Source organism: Serratia sp. 1D1416 (assembly GCF_003641105.1).
GTDB lineage: Bacteria > Pseudomonadota > Gammaproteobacteria > Enterobacterales > Enterobacteriaceae > Serratia > Serratia ficaria.
The window spans coordinates 2,878,939-2,896,211 of sequence record NZ_CP032738.1 but is presented as its reverse complement, the minus strand read 5'-3'; the positions used below and the strand labels follow the sequence as shown (position 1 = coordinate 2,896,211).

General features: G+C 58.4%; 15 protein-coding genes. 1 reads left to right on the top strand and 14 read right to left on the bottom strand.

Annotated elements, in window-relative coordinates; all coding sequences use genetic code 11:
• Window positions 1-8 precede the first annotated feature (8 nt).
• From pal to cydA, 10 genes are all read right to left on the bottom strand, one after another.
• The gene (gene pal / locus D7I37_RS13980) at window positions 9-524 is read right to left on the bottom strand and encodes a peptidoglycan-associated lipoprotein Pal (protein ID WP_061800019.1); all 516 of its coding nucleotides are present in this window, start codon (window positions 522-524) and stop codon (window positions 9-11) included.
• Between the two features lie 44 nt (window positions 525-568).
• The gene (gene tolB / locus D7I37_RS13975) at window positions 569-1,861 is read right to left on the bottom strand and encodes a Tol-Pal system beta propeller repeat protein TolB (RefSeq protein WP_061800017.1); all 1,293 of its coding nucleotides are present in this window, start codon (window positions 1,859-1,861) and stop codon (window positions 569-571) included.
• A gap of 133 nt (window positions 1,862-1,994) precedes the next feature.
• The gene (gene tolA / locus D7I37_RS13970; RefSeq protein WP_061800016.1) at window positions 1,995-3,176 is read right to left on the bottom strand and encodes a cell envelope integrity protein TolA; all 1,182 of its coding nucleotides are present in this window, start codon (window positions 3,174-3,176) and stop codon (window positions 1,995-1,997) included.
• 81 nt (window positions 3,177-3,257) lie between these two features.
• Window positions 3,258-3,686, bottom strand: coding sequence for a colicin uptake protein TolR (gene tolR, locus D7I37_RS13965; protein ID WP_020825683.1), 429 nt, complete (start codon window positions 3,684-3,686; stop codon window positions 3,258-3,260).
• A 12-nt stretch (window positions 3,687-3,698) separates the two neighbouring features.
• A complete protein-coding gene (tolQ, locus tag D7I37_RS13960) occupies window positions 3,699-4,382 on the bottom strand; it encodes a Tol-Pal system protein TolQ (protein ID WP_039992358.1) in 684 nt (227 codons plus the stop codon).
• Window positions 4,379-4,783, bottom strand: a complete 405-nt coding sequence (gene ybgC / locus D7I37_RS13955) for a tol-pal system-associated acyl-CoA thioesterase (protein WP_073970358.1) — start codon at window positions 4,781-4,783, stop codon at window positions 4,379-4,381. Before ybgC ends, tolQ begins: the two co-directional genes overlap by 4 nt.
• A gap of 130 nt (window positions 4,784-4,913) precedes the next feature.
• Entirely contained in the window at window positions 4,914-5,210 is a 297-nt protein-coding gene (gene ybgE / locus D7I37_RS13950) for a cyd operon protein YbgE (RefSeq protein ID WP_061800012.1), read from the bottom strand.
• Window positions 5,210-5,323 carry a cytochrome bd-I oxidase subunit CydX gene (cydX, locus tag D7I37_RS13945; RefSeq protein ID WP_004939868.1) on the bottom strand — a complete coding sequence of 38 codons (114 nt, stop codon included), beginning with the start codon at window positions 5,321-5,323 and terminating at the stop codon, window positions 5,210-5,212. The genes ybgE and cydX overlap by 1 nt, the downstream gene beginning before the upstream one ends.
• 17 nt (window positions 5,324-5,340) lie before the next feature.
• The gene (gene cydB / locus D7I37_RS13940) at window positions 5,341-6,480 is read right to left on the bottom strand and encodes a cytochrome d ubiquinol oxidase subunit II (protein ID WP_061800011.1); all 1,140 of its coding nucleotides are present in this window, start codon (window positions 6,478-6,480) and stop codon (window positions 5,341-5,343) included.
• A gap of 14 nt (window positions 6,481-6,494) precedes the next feature.
• Window positions 6,495-8,063: a cytochrome ubiquinol oxidase subunit I gene (gene cydA / locus D7I37_RS13935; RefSeq protein WP_061800010.1), complete on the bottom strand. Its 1,569-nt coding sequence runs from the start codon at window positions 8,061-8,063 to the stop codon at window positions 6,495-6,497.
• 806 nt (window positions 8,064-8,869) lie between these two features.
• Here cydA and D7I37_RS13930 point away from each other — a divergent pair.
• Window positions 8,870-10,768, top strand: coding sequence for a bifunctional UDP-sugar hydrolase/5'-nucleotidase (locus tag D7I37_RS13930; protein ID WP_129543887.1), 1,899 nt, complete (start codon window positions 8,870-8,872; stop codon window positions 10,766-10,768).
• A gap of 74 nt (window positions 10,769-10,842) precedes the next feature.
• Here D7I37_RS13930 and sucD read toward each other — a convergent pair whose 3' ends face one another.
• The 4 genes from sucD to sucA all read right to left on the bottom strand — a co-directional run bounded on the left by sucD (window position 10,843) and on the right by sucA (window position 17,141).
• The gene (gene sucD / locus D7I37_RS13925) at window positions 10,843-11,715 is read right to left on the bottom strand and encodes a succinate--CoA ligase subunit alpha (protein WP_061800007.1); all 873 of its coding nucleotides are present in this window, start codon (window positions 11,713-11,715) and stop codon (window positions 10,843-10,845) included.
• Entirely contained in the window at window positions 11,715-12,881 is a 1,167-nt protein-coding gene (gene sucC / locus D7I37_RS13920; RefSeq protein ID WP_095096270.1) for an ADP-forming succinate--CoA ligase subunit beta, read from the bottom strand. Before sucC ends, sucD begins: the two co-directional genes overlap by 1 nt.
• A gap of 167 nt (window positions 12,882-13,048) precedes the next feature.
• Complete coding sequence (odhB, locus tag D7I37_RS13915) at window positions 13,049-14,269, bottom strand: 2-oxoglutarate dehydrogenase complex dihydrolipoyllysine-residue succinyltransferase (RefSeq protein ID WP_061800005.1); 1,221 nt, start codon at window positions 14,267-14,269, stop codon at window positions 13,049-13,051.
• Window positions 14,270-14,333: 64 nt separating this feature from the next.
• On the bottom strand, window positions 14,334-17,141 hold the full coding sequence (gene sucA, locus D7I37_RS13910; RefSeq protein ID WP_129544772.1) for a 2-oxoglutarate dehydrogenase E1 component: 2,808 nt from the start codon (window positions 17,139-17,141) through the stop codon (window positions 14,334-14,336).
• Window positions 17,142-17,273 lie beyond the last annotated feature (132 nt).

Below are 17,273 nucleotides of genomic sequence, written 5' to 3'. Positions count from 1 at the left end.
CGATTCTCTTAGTAAACCAGAACGGCACGACGGTTTTTGGCATAAGCCGCTTCGTCGTGGCCCAGTACTGCTGGTTTTTCTTTACCGTAAGAAACGATAGAGATCTGGTCAGCGGAAACGCCTTTACCCTGCAGGTACATTTTAACTGCGTTAGCACGACGCTCGCCCAGAGCGATGTTGTATTCCGGCGTGCCGCGTTCGTCCGCGTGGCCTTCAACAGTCACTTTGTAAGACGGGTTGTTACGCAGGAAAGTCGCGTGCGCGTCCAGCATCTGAGCGAACTCGGAGCTTACGTCATACTTGTCCAGGCCGAAGTAAACGATGTTGTTCTTCTGCAGTTCTTGCATCTGCAGACGAGCTTGTTCTTCGGAAGACAGGTTGCTGCTGCCGTTTTCTGTACCAGTGCCAGCGCCAGCGCCCATACCGGATTGGTCGTTGTTTGCGCTTTTGTTAGAACTACAAGCTGCTACAGCCAGAACTGGCAGTGCCAGCAGAAGCCCTTTCAGCACTTTGTTCAGTTGCATTTCTTTGATCCTTTTATAGTTTGCCATACATATTTACACATGCATCACAGATACGGCGACCAGGCAGGGAATTTGACCTGTCCATCAGTTGCCGGAAGACGCGCTTTAAAACGCCCATCGGTCGACACCAGTTGCAGCACGGAGCCCATACCTTGCGTGGAGCTATAGATCACCATGGTGCCGTTTGGCGCAATACTAGGCGTTTCGTCGAGGAAGGTGCCGGTTAATACTTGAACGGCTCCCGATCCAAGATCTTGTTTGGCGATATGCTGAGCGCCGTTGTTGGAGCTCACCATCACCAGGAATTTACCGTCGGAACTGACCTCAGAATCCTGATTCTGAGAACCTTCCCATGTCAGACGCTGTGAGGCACCGCCGCTGGCGCTGACTTTGTAAATCTGTGGGCGTCCGCCCTGGTCGGAGGTATACGCCAGAGTCTGGCCGTCCGGGAACCAGGTCGGTTCGGTGTTGTTGCTGCGACCGTCGGTAATCTGCGTGATCTGGCCAGAGCCGAGGTTCATCACGTACAGGTTCAGGCTGCCGCTCTTGGACAACGCAAACGCCAGGCGGCTGCCGTCCGGCGAGAACGCCGGCGCACCGTTGTGACGCGGGAACGAGGCGATCTGGCGGATGGCGCCGTTAGCCAGGGTCTGCACCACCAGCGCGGAGCGGCCGCTCTCGAAGGTGACGTACGCCAGCTTGCTGCCGTCCGGCGACCAGGCCGGGGACATCAGCGGCTCAGGCGAACGGTGCACCACAAACTGGTTGTAGCCGTCGTAATCCGCTACGCGCAGTTCGTACGGGAATTTCCCGCCGTTGGTCTGCACCACGTAGGCGATACGGGTGCGGAAGGCGCCCTTGATGCCGGTCAGCTTCTCGAACACTTCGTCGCTGGCGGTGTGGGCAGAATAACGCAACCACTGCTTGGTCACCTTATACTGATTTTGCGCCAACACGGTGCCTGGCGAACCCGAGGTATCCACCAGCTGATAAGAGATCAGGTAGCTGCCGTCTGCGCCAGGTTGAACCTGGCCGACAACCACGGCGTCGATGCCCAGCGCAGTCCAGGCCGCCGGCGTCACTTCAGATGCGGTGGTCGGTTGCTGCGGCATGCGCGCCACGTCAATCGGGTTGAATTTGCCGCTGTTGCGCAGGTCTGCGCCGACAATCTTGCCGATATCTTCCGGAGGCGTGCCTGGACCCGCCCATTTAAACGGCACCACGCCAATCGGGCGAGCGGAGTCGACCCCTTGGGTGATTTCAATGCGAACTTCCGCGTGAAGCACGGACGCCCACAGTATTAAAAAACCTAGCGCTACTCGAAATGCCTGCTTCATCTCATCTCCCTTATCCAGGCGGGATGCCTGCGATAAATTAGCAGAATTTTAACAAACCAACTCAAACAAAACTACATAATCCCTGTTGGTTACCTTAGTACATCCCTGCGGTATGACTCAGCTCAAACAACCATTATTGTGGTTTGAATTCAAGGATAGAACTCTTAAATTGCTGGTACACGGCATCACTCGGCGGTTTCGGAATATTCGCCAATTTGGCTGCGGCTACCGCAGCTTGGCACAGGGCCGGATCGCCGCCCGCCGGTTGAACATTAATTAAAAAACCATCAGGCCCCAGCCGGATACGCAGATCGCAAGTTTTCCCGCTGAAATCCGAAGCGCCATAGAACTTACTCTGAATAGCAGCCTGAATTTGGCTCTTGTAAGCGTTGATATCCGCACCGCTGGCCCCGGCGGTTTTAGCATTGCCCTGCCCGGCCGGTTTGCCGTCGCCCTTGGCTTTGGCGCCGCCGCCCTTCGGCGCATTCTTGCCGTCCGCCAGGCCGCCGAAGATATCGTCAACTGCCGCCGACTGCTTCGCGGCCTCGGCCGCGGCCTTCTTCTTGGCGTCTGCCGCAGCTTTCTTGGCCGCTGCAGCTTTCTTCTCCGCCTCGGCGGCAGCCTTCTTCTCGGCTTCCGCTGCGGCTTTCTTCTCGGCGTCAGCGGCCGCTTTTTTCTCTGCGGCTTTTTGCTCTGCGGCGGCGGCCGCGGCTTTCTTCGCCTCTTCCGCCTGCTTCTTGGCGGCGGCTGCGGCTGCGGCTTCTTTCTTGGCCTCGGCTTCGGCTTTCTTCTGCGCGTCGGCCTGCGCCTTGGCGACCTTATCGGCCTCGGCCTTGGCTTTCGCCGCTGCGGTTTCCGCGACCTTCTGCTGTTCTTTGGCCTTGGCCGCCGCGGCTTCCGCCGCTTTCTGCTGCTCGGCGGCCTGCTTTTGCTGTTCCGCCTGCGCCTTGGCGTCCTGCGCCGCTTTTTCCTGCGCCGTCAGCCGTTCTTTTTCCAGTTCTTTCAGGCGTTGCTGTTCCGCCGCCTGCTTCTGCTGAAGTTCTTCGGCCTGCTGCTCCGCTTTTTTCTGACGCTGCTTCTCGGCGCGCTGCGCGTCGTTGCTCTGCTGCTGCTGGCGGTTGTACTGCTCCACCACCGCGCCGGGATCAACCATCACCGCACCGACTACGGAACCGTCGCCGCCGCCGCCGGCACTCATGTCGACGTTTTCCTGCAGCGATCCCCAAATCAGCAGGGCAATCAATATGAAGTGCAGAACGACCGAAACAATAACGGCGCGATTCAGCTTATCGTTTTGCTCAGTTGCCTTTACCAAAATAGATTCCCAAAAACTGGTGTTGCTTATACGGGGTTCCTGGGCCGCAGCGCAGGAACCGGGTTGCCGTTCGCCTTACGGTCAGATTGGCTGGGTCATCAGCCCCACGGAAGCCACGCCCGCCTGATGGAGAATATTCAATGCCTTGATAATCTCATCATAAGGAACTTCCTTCGCCCCGCCGATCAAAAAGACCGTTTTCGGGTTGGCCGCCAACCGCGATTTGGCCTCGGCAGCAACCTGCTCCGGCGGCAGCAGTTCCATACGGTTGTGATCCACCACCAGGGTGTATTGACCTACGCCGGAAACCTCGAGGATCACCGGCGGATTGTCATCGCTGGACACCGTTTTGGAGTCGGTGGCGTCCGGCAGGTCAACCTCCACGCTCTGGGTGATGATTGGCGCGGTTGCCATAAAGATCAGCAGCAGCACCAGCAACACGTCGAGCAGCGGAACGATGTTAATTTCGGACTTCAGCTCGCGCCGATTGCGTCCACGTACTCTCGCCATGCTACCTCCTACTTATTTGCTGTCGCTGGAGAAGGCCTGACGATGCAGAATAGCGGTGAACTCTTCCATAAAGTTGTCGTAATTCTGCTCAAGCTTGTTAACGCGCTGGTTGAGGCGGTTATAGGCCATAACGGCCGGGATAGCGGCGAACAGACCGATCGCGGTGGCGATCAGCGCTTCGGCGATGCCCGGCGCCACCATCTGCAGCGTGGCCTGCTTCACCGCACCCAGGGCGATAAAGGCGTGCATGATCCCCCACACGGTGCCGAACAGGCCGATATACGGGCTGATCGAACCGACGGTGCCGAGGAACGGAATATGGTTTTCCAGCGTTTCCAGTTCACGGTTCATCGAAATGCGCATCGCGCGCGACGCCCCTTCAATCACCGACTCCGGCGCATGGTTATTCGCGCGGTGCAGACGGGCGAACTCTTTGAAACCCGAGTGGAAAATTTGTTCGGAACCGGTCAGGCTATCGCGACGCGCCTGGCTCTCCTGATACAAACGGGACAGCTCGATACCGGACCAGAATTTGTCTTCAAAGGCTTCGGCGTCGCGGGTGGCCGCATTGAGAATGCGGGTGCGCTGGATGATGATCGCCCAAGAGGCTACCGAGAAGCATATCAAAATCAACATGATAAGCTTAACGAGCAGGCTCGCCTTCAAGAATAAATCTAGGATATTCATGTCAGTCACTGCTTAAACTCCGCGACAATAGACTTAGGAAGCGCTCTCGGCTTCATTTGGTGTGGATCAATACATGCAATCAATACATCGGCCTGACTCAGTAGAGCCCCGTCAGAATTGACAATGCGTTGAGCAAACGTGAGAGAAGCCCCGCGGATCACGGTGATTTCACTCTGCACTTCCAGCTGTTCGTCGAGACGAGCCGGAGCCAGATAATCCACCGTCATGCGCCGGACGACAAAAGCGACATGTTCACTGAGCAGCTGCTGTTGATGAAAGTTATGCTGACGCAGCATCTCGGTGCGCGCTCTTTCAAAAAAGGCGACGTAGCGGGCGTGATAGACCACACCACTGGCATCGGTATCCTCGTAGTAAACGCGAACCGGCCATCGAAACAACGTATTACTCACTCTACTTCCCAGCAATGCAATTTAACGCTGCTACTATACGCAAGACGGATCGGGTTGGGAATGGGTTACAAGATGGGAATGAAAATAATTATGGGCCCTCAGGGCCCATAACACGGGGATATGGCGGAGATTATAAAGAAACGTAAAGTAATCCTGCGGCCAGGATCACCATGGCAGGAAGCGGCGCGAAAAAAGCGCGCCAGAGGCTGCGCTGCGGCCGGAAACCGAAGCCGTGGATCACCCCGGTGCACACCGCCCAAATCAGCAGCAGCCCTTCCCAAATCTCCAGCGAGCTGGTTTTGGCGGCGAAACGCGTCGGATCCCAAAAGATGCAACCCGCCAAAATCAACGCCAACGCCAATGAAAGGGCCCGGACGGGGCCCTTGTCAGTGATGGCGTACAGCCTGTCGGTTAATGACAAACTCATCACTTGCCGTCTTGCTGCGCTTTGGTGGCTTCGCTCTGCTCCAGCGCCAGCGCCGTAATGATGCCGAAGGCGCAGGCAAGAAGCGTTCCGAGAATCCAGGCAAAATACCACATGGTTTAGCTCCTTATCCTTAGTACAGCGAATGCTTGTTGTTTTCGATGTAGTTCTTGTCGAGGCGGCCGAACATTTTGTAGTACGACCAGCTGGTGTACGCCAAGACGATAGGTACGAAGATCGCCGCGACCACGGTCATCACCTTCAGCGTCAGCAGGCTCGACGTCGCATCCCACATGGTCAGGCTGACGTTGGGCACGGTGCTTGAAGGCATCACGAACGGGAACATGGTGACCCCGGCGGTGAGGATCACGCAGGCGATGGTCAGCGACGAAGTGACGAACGCCAGCGCCCCTTTCTCCAGACGCGAGAACAGGATGGTGAACAACGGCAGCACCACGCCCAGCGCAGGCAAGGCCCACAGCAGCGGATACTTGTTGAAGTTGATCAGCCAGGCGCCGGCCTGATGAGCCACTTCCTTACGCAGCGGGTTGGATTCCGCCATGGTATCCAGCGCCGAAGTCACCACGAAACCGTCGATGCCCTTCACCAACCACACGCCAGCCAGCAGGAAGCATACCGCCATCACCAGGGTGGCAATCTGAGCCGCCGCGCGTGAACGCAGGTGGATTTCGCCGGTGGTGCGCATCTGCAGGTAGGTCGCGCCCTGGGTCACCAGCATGGTCAGGCTGACCACGCCCGCCAACAGGCCAAACGGGTTCAGCAGCTGGAAGAAGTTGCCGGTGTAGAACAGGCGCATGTACTCGTCCATATGGAACGGCACGCCCTGCAGCAGGTTGCCGAACGCCACGCCGAACACCACCGCAGGCACGAAGGAGCCGATGAAGATGCCCCAGTCCCACATGTTGCGCCAGCGGCTGCTCTCCAGCTTGGAGCGGTAGTCAAAACCGACCGGGCGGAAGAACAACGCGGACAGCACCAGGATCATGGCGACATAGAAGCCCGAGAAGGCCGCCGCGTAGACCATTGGCCAGGCGGCGAACAGCGCGCCGCCGGCGGTGATCAGCCACACCTGGTTGCCGTCCCAGTGCGGGGCGATGGAGTTGATCATCACCCGGCGCTCGGTATCGGTTTTACCGATAATGCGCACCAGGATACCGACGCCCATGTCGAAACCGTCGGTGACGGCGAAGCCGATCAGCAGTACGCCAACCAGGACCCACCAAATAAATCGCAGTACTTCATAGTCAAACATACGTGGACTCCTGTTTAGCGCGCTTCCTGCACGGAGGCAGTCGGTTGTTCAAAGTGGTAGCGGCCAGTTTTCAGGCTGCTTGGACCCAGACGCGCAAACTTGAACATCAGGTACATTTCAGCCACCAGGAACAGGGTGTACAAGCCGCAGATCAGCCCCATCGAGAACAGAATGTCGCCCGCCGTCAGCGAAGAGTTGGCGACCGCGGTCGGCAGCACCTCGCCAATCGCCCAGGGCTGACGCCCGTATTCCGCCACGAACCAGCCGGACTCGATGGCGATCCATGGCAGCGGCAGGCCGTACAGCGCCGCGCGGTGCAGCCATTTTTTCTGGCCGATGCGGCCGCGGATCACGTTCCAGAACGACAGGCCGATAATCAACAGCATGATCACGCCGCAGGCCACCATGATGCGGAAGGCGAAGTACAGCGGCGCCACGCGCGGAATGGAGTCTTTGGTCGCCAGCTGGATCTGCGCTTCCGTCGCGTCGGTGACGTTCGGGGTATAGCGCTTCAACAGCATGCCGTAGCCCAGGTCCTGCTTGGTGCGGTTGAACTCGGCGCGCACCGCGGGATCGGTATTGCCGCCGCGCAGCTCTTCCAGCAGCTGGTAGGCTTTCATGCCGTTGCGGATGCGCACTTCATGCTGCGCCATCAGATCTTTCAGGCCGGTGACCTGGGTATCGGTGGAGCGGGTGGCGATCAGGCCGAGCGCATAAGGGATTTGAATCGAGTAGGAGTTCTCCATCTTATCCTGATTCGGAATGCCGAACAGGGTAAAGGAGGCCGGAGCCGGCTGGGTGTCCCACTCTGCTTCGATGGCGGCCAGTTTGGTTTTCTGCACGTCGCCCATCTCGTAACCGGATTCATCACCCAGCACGATAACGGACAGAATGGCAGCCATACCGAAGCTGGCGGCAATGGCGAAGGAGCGCTTGGCGAAGGCGATATCGCGGCCCTTCAGCAGGTAGTAGGAGCTGATGCCCAACACGAACATCGCGCCGCAGGTGTAGCCGGACGCTACGGTGTGCACGAACTTCACCTGCGCAACCGGGTTAAGCACCAGTTCGGAGAAGCTGACCATCTCCATGCGCATGGTTTCGAAGTTGAAGTCGGAGGCGATCGGGTTCTGCATCCAGCCGTTGGCGACCAGGATCCACAGCGCGGACAGGTTGGAGCCGAGGGCCACAAACCAGGTTACCGCCATGTGCTGCACCTTGCTCAGACGATCCCAGCCGAAGAAGAACAGGCCGACCAGCGTCGATTCAAGGAAGAACGCCATCAGACCTTCGATGGCCAGCGGGGCCCCGAAGATGTCACCGACGTAGTGGGAGAAATATGACCAGTTGGTCCCGAACTGGAACTCCATGGTCAAACCGGTGGCCACACCCAGGGCAAAGTTAATTGCAAATAACTTGCCCCAGAATTTGGTCATATCTTTATAGATTTGTTTGCCTGACAGTACATATACCGTTTCCATAATTGCCAGCAAAAACGCCATGCCCAGCGTTAATGGGACAAATAAGAAATGGTACATCGCCGTTAAAGCAAACTGTAAGCGCGACAGTTCGACAATATCAAACATCTTGACTCCTTGCTCCTCGCAGGAAGACTCCGACATGCGGTTATCGGCATATACCCGTCATACTTTAAACTGCATCCGTGTCGGCTGCGAACGCCCCCCGTCACTGACTCACGTTAGCTCCCGGGACTCGCGCTCTTGCCGTGGTGATACAGCATCAATTATTTAGGGTATGACTTTTTTCAAAGCTGCCGGTAACGCCCCGCAGTGAATGCCCTTAAACACAACAAATTTGATCCAGCCTCTCCGCTTTCAACCGCACACTCGCCGCTGGGCCGCATGGGCCAGGCATCAAACGCGCCGCCGAAAACCGACAACGGGTAACAAATGCAACAAGATCAACCATCCATAATCACAGCATGAATGATACTCGCCCAATCCCACACAATAAATAGGTTTTTGCGTGATGTGGGTTAGACTTTGGGTTACAGGTCAAATCTTAGCCCAAAGAGGTACTCTGGCGTAATTTGATCTGAAACAATTTAAGCCTATCCGCATATTATTTCCATATTCATCAGCACATTTCGCCTATTTTTCTTGAGGTCATGTTGCGCGATGGTTTAATTGTTTTTTAATGATATTTTTGTGTTAAATAAATGTGATTTAAAAGAGCCGCCATTGTATTATTACGCGCTTATTATGCGACATAATTAACGTTTTATTTCCAACGCGCATCGACAGTGATTGCAGTCACAAAACAAAAAATCTCTCTCAAATATTAGCCTATTTCTCGCTATTAGATCGTAAAGGTTGCATTTTTGTAGCAAAATAACCGATTGTGTTAAAATTCCATTTGATGACAACAACTTATGAAAAAAATAATTTTTGCCTCTGTGCTGGGGCTCGCGGGCAACGCCGTGGCCGCCGAAACGGTTAACATCACCCTGCTGGGCACCTCCGATCTGCACGGCACTTTCGTCCCCTGGGATTACGCCAGCGACACCGAAAATCTGGCGGGCAGCCTGAGCCAAATAGCCACCCAGGTAAAAAAACTGCGCGCCGAACAGCCGAATCTGATCCTGGTGGACGCCGGCGACACCATTCAGGGCAACTTCGTCGAAACCTTCAAACACGATGCCGTCAGCCCGATGATGCTGGGCTTCAACGCGCTCAAGTACGACGTCTGGGTAATGGGCAATCACGAGTTCGACTTCGGCCTGCCGGCGTTGGCCACGCCGCTCAAACAGTTCGAGGGCGCCGCGCTGGCCGGCAATATCTTCTGGGACGACGGCAAACCCTATTTGCCGGCCTATAAAATCATCGAGCGTCAGGGCGTGAAGATCGGCATTATCGGCATGGACACGCCGATGACCGCCGAATTCGCCAAGGGCACCGATCGCATCAAGGGGCTGAACTTCACCGATCCGGTGCAGGCGGTGAAACAGGTCATCAGCCGGATCGACAACCAGGTCGACGCCATCGTGCTGGTGGCTCACATGGGCATCGACAACGAAAACCAGCGCCCGGGCACCGGCGTAGCCGATATCGCCAACGCCAACCCGCAGCTGGCGGCGATCGTCGCCGGGCATATGCACGTCAAAATCGACCAGGCGGTGGTCAACGGCGTCATCATCACCGAACCGGACAAATATGGCCGCGCGCTGTCGCGCATCGATCTGCAGTTTGAGCGGCGCGACGGCAAATTCACCCTGATCAACAAGGACAGCTACACTTACCCGATCAAAGGGCTGGCGCCGGACAGCGGCATGCTGGCGCTCTATCAGCCGTATCACGACATTCTGCGCGCCAACGCCAACCGGGTGGTGGCCAGGCTGAGCGGCAGCGATCTGGTGCCCGCCGACGAGTTCAAAGGCATCCCGCAGGTGCACGTGCAGGATACCGGCATCAGCGCGCTGTTCCAGCAAGCCAGCCGCTACTACGCCCCACGGGCGCAGGTAATCGCCCTGCAGATCGACAACGATCGCGCCAGGCTGGACGTCGGCGACATCAAAGCCAAGGACATCGCCTTCAACTACCAATACGCCGGCGGCGAGATCACCGTTTATCAGCTCGACGGCAAGGCGCTGAAGCAGTATATGGAGTGGTCGGCCGGCTATTTTAACGCGCTGCGGCCCGGCGACGTCACCTACAGCTTTGATCCGGCGCGCCGTTCGTCCAAGTACTCCACCAATGACTTCTTCGACGGCGTCACTTATACCATCGACCTGCGCCAGCCGGCCGGTTCGCGCATCCGCAATCTGCGCCTGGCGGACGGCACGCCGGTCACCGACGCCATGCCGATTCGCCTGGGCATGAACAGCTACCGTATGGGGCACCTGACGCAGAAAGGCGGTGCGCTGGAGGGGCAATCCTTCCCGGTGCTGTCCGACAGCAAGGCGCAGTATGGCGAAGAGGAAGGCACCATCCGCAGCCTGACCCTGCGCTACCTGAGCGAAGTGAAAAAGGGCCGATATCGCGGGGAGCCGCAGCAGCGCTGGAAATTAGTGGGCATGGAAGGCTATGAGCCGCAGCGGGCGATCGTCAAACGCCTGCTCAACGAAGGCGTGATCCAGGTGCCGACCACCGATGACGGCCGCTACACCAACGTCGCGTCGATCAACGTCAAAGATGCCTTGTTCAAGGATGCCGACGGCTATCGCGCCGCCCTCGCCGCCCTGGAGCAGCAGCGGCAGGCCGCCGGCGATGCGGTTCAGCAGCGGCGCCTGCAGGATCGGATCGCGCTGATCAAGGCGCTCAACGACTTCTGATCCTTCGCCCATAAAAAAGGCCACCCGCAAGGATGGCCAATCATGTCGAGATATTGTTATTTCGTACTAAGATCTTAGCGGTTCAGCACCGCTTTCACCGCGTCGCCGATGTCAGCCAGGCTGCGTACGGTCTTCACGCCCGCCGCTTCCAGCGCCGCAAACTTCTCGTCCGCAGTGCCTTTGCCGCCGGCGATGATGGCGCCCGCGTGGCCCATGCGCTTGCCTTTCGGCGCGGTAACGCCGGCGATGTAGCCGACCACCGGCTTGGTGACGTGTTCTTTGATGTAGGCCGCCGCTTCTTCTTCAGCGCTGCCGCCGATCTCGCCGATCATGACGATCGCTTCGGTCTGCGGATCTTCCTGGAACATTTTCAGGATATCGATGAAGTTGGAGCCAGGGATCGGGTCGCCGCCGATGCCCACGCAGGTAGACTGGCCCAGACCGGCATCGGTGGTTTGTTTCACCGCTTCATAGGTCAGGGTGCCGGAGCGGGAAACGATGCCCACTTTGCCTGGCAGGTGGATATGGCCAGGCATGATGCCGATTTTGCATTCGCCCGGAGTGATAACGCCTGGGCAGTTCGGGCCGATCATGCGCACGCCGGCTTCATCCAGCTTCACTTTCACGGTCAGCATGTCCAGCGTCGGGATGCCTTCGGTGATGGTGATGATCAGTTTGATGCCTGCATCGATAGCTTCCAGGATGGAGTCTTTGCAGAACGGCGCGGGAACGTAGATCACGGACGCGGTGGCGCCGGTGGCTTCGACCGCTTCACGCACGGTATTGAACACCGGCAGGCCCAGGTGCTGAGTGCCGCCTTTGCCCGGGGTTACGCCACCGACCATTTTGGTGCCGTAAGCGATAGCCTGTTCGGAGTGGAAAGTACCCTGGCTACCGGTGAAGCCCTGGCAAATTACTTTGGTGTTCTTATCGATTAAAATGGACATTATTTACCCTCCACTGCCGCAACAACTTGCTGAGCCGCATCAGTCAGGCTGGTCGCAGCAATGATATTCAGACCGCTGTCCGCCAGTTTCTTGGCGCCCAGTTCGGCGTTGTTCCCTTCCAGACGCACCACCACCGGGACGTTGACGCCCACTTCGGCGACTGCGCCGATGATGCCGTCGGCGATCAGGTCGCAGCGCACGATACCACCGAAAATGTTAACCAGAACCGCTTTCACCTTGTCGTCGGACAGGATGATTTTGAACGCTTCGGTTACGCGCTCTTTGGTGGCGCCGCCGCCTACGTCCAGGAAGTTGGCCGGTTCGCCGCCGTGCAGCTTGACGATGTCCATGGTGCCCATCGCCAGGCCCGCGCCGTTAACCATGCAGCCGATGTTGCCGTCGAGCGCAACGTAGTTCAGCTCCCACTGGGCCGCACGGGATTCGCGTTCGTCTTCCTGAGAAGGGTCACGCATTTCGCGCAGTTCCGGCTGGCGGAACAGGGCATTGCCGTCGGCGCCCAGTTTGCCGTCCAGGCACACCAGATCGCCCTGCTTGGTGATCACCAGCGGGTTGATCTCAACCATCGCCAGGTCGCGCTCCAGGAACAGGGTCGCCAGGCCCATGAAGATCTTGGCGAACTGGCTGACCTGCTTGCCGGTCAGGCCCAGTTTGAAGGCCAGCTCGCGGCCCTGATAAGGCTGTGGACCCGCCAGCGGATCAACGATCATTTTGTGGATCAGCTCCGGCGTTTCTTCCGCAACTTTCTCAATCTCAACGCCGCCTTCGGTAGATGCCATGAACACCACGCGGCGGGAGCTGCGGTCGACTACCGCGCCCAGATACAGTTCTTTATCGATATCGGTCGCCGCTTCCACCAGGATCTGGTGTACCGGCTGGCCCAGCGCGTCAGTCTGATAGGTCACCAGACGTTTGCCCAGCCAGGCTTCAGCGAAAGCACGGATATCTTCTTTGCTGTTTACGACTTTAACGCCGCCAGCTTTACCGCGGCCGCCAGCATGAACCTGACATTTAACCACCCACGGGCCGGAGCCGATTTTGGATGCGGCTTCTTCTGCTTCACGCGGAGTGGTACAGGCATAGCCGGTGGGTGCCGGCATGCCATACCGAGCAAACAGCTGTTTTGCCTGATATTCGTGTAAATTCATGATGTTCTATCCATTCAGTTCTGAAGGTTTTTAGCCGGGTCAATGTTGCGCGGTAAAACCGCATGACTTTCCGGCCACATAGCACAGAGTGTGGACGCGACATACCCGTGATACCTGAAGCCGCGATGCGGCGCCAATTATTTAAGGCTGCGCGCCCAGCAGGGTTACTATACGTCCAGCAGCAGACGAGCCGGATCTTCCAGCATTTCCTTGACCGTCACCAGATAACCGACGGACTCTTTGCCGTCGATCAGGCGGTGGTCGTAGGACAGCGCCAGATACATCATCGGCTGGATCACCACCTGACCATTGACCGCCATCGGACGATCCTTGATCGCGTGCATCCCGAGGATGGCGCTCTGCGGCGGGTTGATGATCGGGGTGGACATCAGCGAGCCGAATACGCCGCCGTTGGTAATGGTGAAGTTACCGCCGGTCAGCTCTTCCACGGTCAGCTTGCCGTCGCGGCCTTTGACCGCCAGCTCTTTGATTTTCTTCTCGATGTCCGCCATGCTCATGGCGTCCACATCGCGCAGTACCGGGGTCACCAGGCCGCGCGGGGTAGATACCGCGATGCTGATGTCGAAGTAGTTGTGATAAACCACGTCGGTCCCGTCGATGGAAGCATTCACTTCCGGGAAGCGTTTCAGCGCTTCCACCACCGCCTTGATGTAGAAGGACATGAAGCCCAGACGCACGCCGTGGCGCTTCTCGAAGGCTTCGCCGTACTGCTTGCGCAGGTCCATGATCGGCTGCATGTTGATTTCGTTGAAGGTGGTCAGCATCGCGGTGCTGTTCTTCGCTTCCAACAGGCGCTCCGCCACGCGTTTGCGCAGGCGGGTCATCGGCACGCGTTTTTCGCTGCGGCCGGCCAGAGCCGGCTGTGGCGCGGCTTCAGCGGCGGCGGCGGGTTTGTCGGCGGCTTTGCCGCCTTTCGCCAGGTGCGCTTCCACGTCTTCGCGGGTGATGCGGCCACCCACGCCGCTGCCTTTGATGGCGCTGGCGTCGAGCTCGTGTTCCGCGATCAGGCGGCGGATCGCCGGGCTGAGCGCATCATTGCTTTCTTCTTCCAGATTGGCGGTGGCGCGCTGAGCCGGAGTGGCTTCTTTAGCCTGGCTCTTCTCTGCGGTCGGCTTGCCGGAGCTGTCGCCCGGGCGGATGCGGCCGAGGATCTGGCGAGAAAGCACGGTAGCGCCCTCTTCTTCCAGGATCGCATCAAGAATGCCCGCTTCGCTGGCTGGAACTTCCAGCACCACTTTGTCGGTTTCGATTTCGACCAGAACTTCGTCGCGCTGAACGCTGTCGCCCGGCTTTTTGTGCCAGGTGGCCACGGTCGCATCGGCAACCGATTCAGGAAGGTCAGGAACCAGAATATCTACGCTACTCATTTAGCTTTCCCTTAAGTTTTTTTACCCTTCAACGTGCCGGCCGCAGCCGGCAAGTGAGCTGGCATTAATCAATATTCAGCGCGTCATTCACCAGAGCCTGCTGCTGCTTCTGGTGTACGGACATATAACCCACCGCCGGCGAGGCGGAGGCCGGACGTCCGGCGTAACGTAAAGAAGCCCCAAACGGCACGACTTCACGGAAGTTGTGTTGGCTGCAGTACCAGGCGCCCTGGTTCAGCGGCTCTTCCTGACACCAGACGAAATCGTGCACGTGCGCGTATTTCTCCAGCACCGCCTGAACGGCCTGGTGCGGGAACGGATACAGCTGCTCGATGCGGATGATGGCCACGTCTTTCTGATCATTCTTGCGACGCTGTTCCAGCAGGTCGTAGTACACCTTGCCGGAACACAGCACCACGCGTTTGACCCCTTTCGGATCCAGGGAGTCGATCTCGCCGATCGCCGGCTGGAAGGTGCCGTTGGCCAGCTCTTCCAGCGAGGAAATCGCCAGCGGGTGACGCAGCAACGACTTAGGCGACATCACCACCAGCGGACGGCGCATACCGCGCAGCGCCTGACGACGCAGCATATGGTAAACCTGCGCCGGCGTGGACGGGATGCACACCTGCATGTTCTGCTCTGCGCACAGCTGCAGGTAACGCTCCAGACGCGCGGAGGAGTGCTCCGGCCCCTGGCCTTCGTAACCGTGCGGCAACAGCATCACCAGGCCGCACATACGGCCCCACTTCTGCTCGCCGGAGCTGATGAACTGGTCGATCACCACCTGCGCGCCGTTGGCGAAGTCGCCGAACTGCGCTTCCCAGATAGTCAGGGTGCGCGGCTCGGCGGTGGCGTAACCGTATTCGAACGCCAGCACCGCCTCTTCGGACAGCACCGAGTCCCAGACCTTGAATTCGCCCTGGCCGCTGTGCACATTCGCCAGCGGCACGTAGACCGAACCGTTTTTCTGGTTGTGCACCACCGCATGGCGGTGGAAGAAGGTGCCGCGGCCGGCGTCTTCGCCGGAGAGGCGGATCGGGATGCCTTCATCCACCATGGTGGCGTAAGCCAGCGTTTCGGCCGCGCCCCAATCGAACGGCTTGTTGCCGGCGGCCATCTCGGCGCGGTCACCGTAGATTTTCGCCACGCGCGACTGCATCTCGAGCGCTTCCGGCACGCTGCTGATGCGGCGAGCCAGCTCCTGCAGACGCTTCATCTCAACCTTGCTTGGGTACTCTTCGTCCCACTCGTGGTTCAGATACGGCGACCAGGTAAAGGTATGCAGATTCATCGGACGCCATTCTTCAACCACGCAGTCGCCGCGGTCGAGCGCGTCACGGTACAGGTTGACCATTTCCGTGGCATCTTCCAGGCTGGCGACCTTCTGTTCGGTCAGCACGTCAGCGTAGATTTTGCGTGGCGTCGGGTGTTTCTTGATCTTCTGATACATCACCGGCTGGGTGGCGCTTGGCTCATCGGCCTCGTTATGCCCATGGCGACGGTAGCAGACCAGATCGATCATCACGTCACGTTTGAAGGTGTTACGGAAATCCAACGCCAGGCGGGTGACGAAGGCCACCGCTTCCGGATCGTCCGCATTGACGTGGAAGATCGGCGACTGCACCATTTTGGCGATGTCGGTACAGTATTCGGTAGAGCGCGCATCCAACGGGTTGGAGGTGGTGAAGCCAACCTGGTTGTTGATGACGATGCGCACCGTGCCGCCCACTTCGTAACCGCGGGCCTGCGACATGTTCAGGGTTTCCTGCACCACGCCCTGGCCGGTAATGGCGGCGTCGCCGTGGATGGTGATCGGCAGCACCATGTTGCTGCGCGCTTCGTCCAGACGATCGCGACGGGCGCGCACCGAGCCCATCACCACCGGGCTGACGATCTCCAGGTGCGACGGGTTGAACGCCAGCGCCAGGTGAACCATGCCGCCTTCGGTTTCCAGGTCGGAGGAGAAGCCCTGGTGATATTTCACGTCACCGGTGCCGAGGTGTTCTTTATGCTTGCCGGCGAACTCGTCGAACAGATCGGCCGGCTTTTTGCCCAGCACGTTGATCAACACGTTCAGACGGCCGCGGTGTGCCATGCCCAGCACCACTTCGCGGGTGCCGTTCTTGCCGGCGTGGCGCACCATTTCTTTCAGCATTGGCACCAGCGCATCGCCGCCCTCCAGCGAGAAGCGCTTCGCGCCCGGGAACTTGGCGCCCAGGTAGCGTTCCAGGCCTTCCGCAGCGGTCAGCTCGTTCAGGAAACGGCGTTTCTCATCGCTGGTAAAGCTGGCGCGCCCCGCCACCGATTCGATGCGCTGCTGGATCCAGCGTTTCTCTTCGGTGTTGGTGATGTGCATGTATTCCGCACCGATCGAACCGCAGTAGGTCTGCTTCAGCGCGGCGTACAGGTCGCCCAGCTTCATGGTTTCTTTGCCGATGGCGAAAGAACCCACGTTGAAGGTTTCCTGGAAGTCGGCGTCGGTCAGGTTGTGGTACGCGGGCTCAAGGTCAGGAACTTGCTCGCGCTGCCACAGGCCGAGCGGATCGAGGTTGGCATGCTGATGTCCGCGGAAGCGGAAGGCGTTGATCAGCTGCAGTACCTTGACCTGTTTGGCGTCGGTTTCCGGGTCGGTGATGGTGGTGTTGTAACGCGCGGCATCTTTCGCCAGGCGGCGGAAGTAATCGCGTGTTTGAGAGTGAAGCTGATCGGGTTTTACACCCGCGGTTGGTAGCTGTTGAAAAATGGAACGCCAGCTATCTTCAACGGAGCCCGGATCGGTTAAAAAGTCTTCATAGAGCTGCTCTATGTAAGACTGATTCGCGCCCGCCAGATAGGAGGAATCCAGCCAGGCCTTCATTGCGCCGTTCTGCATCATGATCCCTTAAGCTTTGAAGCTTTAGTTTTCGCCGTGGTTAACATAATTACCGTGATGGATACGGTTTGCCGTAAAAACGGTTCACTCGACGTACTTGATACCCGTCGCCTTTCGCGCCGCAGCGTTGTC